Here is a 2,499-nt window from a genome sequence, read left to right as displayed (position 1 = left end):
GATCGAAAACGAGCCCGCGCGTGTAGAACTCGGCGAGGAAGCACAGAAAGTTGCGCGTTTCGCTGTTGATCCGAACAGCCCAGAATCCGATTTCAGAATGCTGGCGAGCGCGGCCGAGATAGCAAACATCGGAGTCGCCGAGCAGACCGTCGACGAAACCAGCCGGCACACGGCGGATCGTTTCAACGTCGGCGTCCAGCCAGACGAGGATATCGCCGTGCATCAGGCCCTCGGCCGCGGCCTGCGGGATCAGGATCTGTTTCCAGAATTTATAGGCATCATGCCGGAAACTGTAGCCGCGGCGCTGCTCGGCGTGTTTCCAGTTGCCATGCGGAACTCGGCCTTGCGCGTCAGCATTCTCGGCATGTTTCACGTGAAACTCGCGGGCGCCGGGAATAGCCCAGAGATCCCGGCATGCGCCGCGCGGCATAGCTATCGGCTCTTCGACATAGACTTGCAGCTCGACCTCGGCCGGCCAGCGTTTGTCGAAAGCGGCAAGGAAGGCGTCGCCATAATCTAGCCGGCCGCGGGGAGAGAATCCGGAGCAAACGCGGGTGATCATGGGCGCATCCTGATAATTTGGCCGGACACTGCCGGCGAGGCTTCCATGAGCAGATAATGGGCGAGCTCGGCCACTTCTTTCGCACTGATCCATCGGCCAAGCCGATTGTGATCGGACACGTCGGAAAGCAATTCGCGATCGTCCCGGCTCTGCGTCATATTCGAATCCCAGATGATCCCGGGCGCGATCCCGACAATCATCTGCTCGGCATACTTGAGCCGCTTGGTTTCGATGTAGAGGTGAATCGCCGCCTTCGCGCCGGCATAGGCCATATCGTAGCTGCCAGCGAAACCGCTCTCAGAGCCAATTATGCAGACACGCGCCTCCGGCCGGATCGCGAAAACCTTGTCGCAAAATCGGGCGATCTCCGCGAAATTTCGGCTGAACGTCTCCGCGAGGTGATCGCTGCGGATCTCGTCGATCGACTTTCCGGCGAGATAGCCGGTGCAGATCAGATATCGATCGACGTTGATCGGCGTGCTGTGCAGATGAGCGAGGCAGGATTCCGGCTCGAGCTTCATAAACTCGTAGCCGATCATGCTCGAGGCGCCGGCAATCCTTACATGCACGCGATCAGCTCCATAACTTGGCGCTCGGCATCGAGAACGGCATCGATCTTGCCGGCTCGCACGCGCACGGCACGGTCCCCAACTCTTACGACGTCAACTAAGCGCGTGTCGGCGCCGGATAGCGGCATAGCCCGAATTGAGAGCATCGGCTCGACGTAGCGATATTCTTCGATCGCCGGATAATAATGGCGCATCTGATCGATCATCGAATTAACACGTAGATCCACATCAAAGCGGCTCGATTGGTCGAGCACCGCCGCCGCCTGTCCCCAACTCTTGATCGACTTACTAAATGGCGTCCATTTTGCGCTTGAGAGCGAAGAAAGTTGGCGATCTGGATCCCATTGATAGAGAGATCCAAACGCTCCATCGACGATCGTGATAGACTTTCCAACGGGCCCTTCGAGCAGCGCTGTCACGCAAGGTTCGAAGCGATCGATGCCAGCGCCTTCATTGGCGCAGAAAGTCGCATCAATCGTCATATCCCAGCGAGGATCATCAACTAGGCCCGGCGGAGTGTTGAACTGCACATAGGGCGCGAGCAACGCTGTAAAATGCTCGCGGGCACGGTCTGTCAGAATATGTCGCTCGGCAGTCAAGATTGCGCCTTCGACGTGTCGAAGGCCATACTCGGCCGGATCGTAGATCGTGATGCACTCGAGATCGCGCTTCACCACCTCAAGGTAGGTTCCGAAGTCGATCAGACTTTCGTACTCAGCGACGGCGTAGATATTGGTAGCCACGCCGCGCGTGAGAAATCCGAACCGCTGCATAAATTCGTCGCGGTGAGCGAGGCAGGCTTTGCGCGTGGCGTGGCTGCGCGGGTAGTGCAACGCGCCGGCGTGAAGGCGAGCCGGAATGTTACCACTAGCACCGCCGAACAGGCGGTCACGGATTTCAAACAGGTCGACGTTATACCCGCGCTCGAGCAGCGACGCCGCTAGGCTACACCCGTAGAAACCGCCGCCCAGCACCCTAACCCGCATAGCGATTTCCCTTACTAGCATTTTCTGATCGAGTCAGAATTTGCATATTTTGGTGGACGTGCAATCCGCAAATAGTCGGGCTATTCAATGGGTAGATATGATCGACTTCGTGTTGAATTCCGGTTTCCAACGTCAATCGGCGAGCTTCCGCATAAAAGGCCGCAATCTTTTCCAAATCGGCCCATGCTGGCATCGCATTGCGTTTTCTGGCGTACCTCTCACGTTCGCATCTTGCGTAGAGATCTCGGTTTTCAGCTCGATAGCGCTGATTATACTCTCGCCGGGCATCCTTGTATTTTATCCTGAGCTCCCGGCCCTTGCGCTTTTTGTGGCCCGCTGGATCCGCAAGACGCTCGGCAGTCTTGGCGACGCTTTCCGGATG

4 protein-coding genes are annotated in these 2,499 nt (G+C 57.6%); all 4 read right to left on the bottom strand.

Translation table 11 applies throughout. From position 1 onward, the window contains the following. On the bottom strand, nucleotides 1–562 hold a 562-nt coding region (locus EPO09_RS21660; RefSeq protein WP_290646596.1), incomplete at its 3' end, for a hypothetical protein. Then, entirely contained in the window at nucleotides 559–1,101 is a 543-nt protein-coding gene (locus EPO09_RS21655) for an SDR family oxidoreductase (protein WP_290646594.1), read from the bottom strand. The genes EPO09_RS21655 and EPO09_RS21660, both read right to left, overlap by 4 nt. A 20-nt stretch (nucleotides 1,102–1,121) precedes the next feature. Beyond that, entirely contained in the window at nucleotides 1,122–2,105 is a 984-nt protein-coding gene (locus EPO09_RS21650) for an FAD-dependent oxidoreductase (protein ID WP_290646592.1), read from the bottom strand. Between the two features lies 1 nt (nucleotide 2,106). Further along, nucleotides 2,107–2,499: hypothetical protein (locus EPO09_RS21645; RefSeq protein WP_290646590.1), on the bottom strand; the 393-nt coding region annotated here is incomplete at its 5' end.

Origin of the sequence: Aquabacterium sp., assembly GCF_004297345.1 — a bacterium.
In the GTDB taxonomy this organism is placed as follows: domain Bacteria; phylum Pseudomonadota; class Gammaproteobacteria; order Burkholderiales; family Burkholderiaceae_C; genus Aquabacterium.
This window is presented reverse-complemented; position numbering and strand designations above follow the sequence as displayed.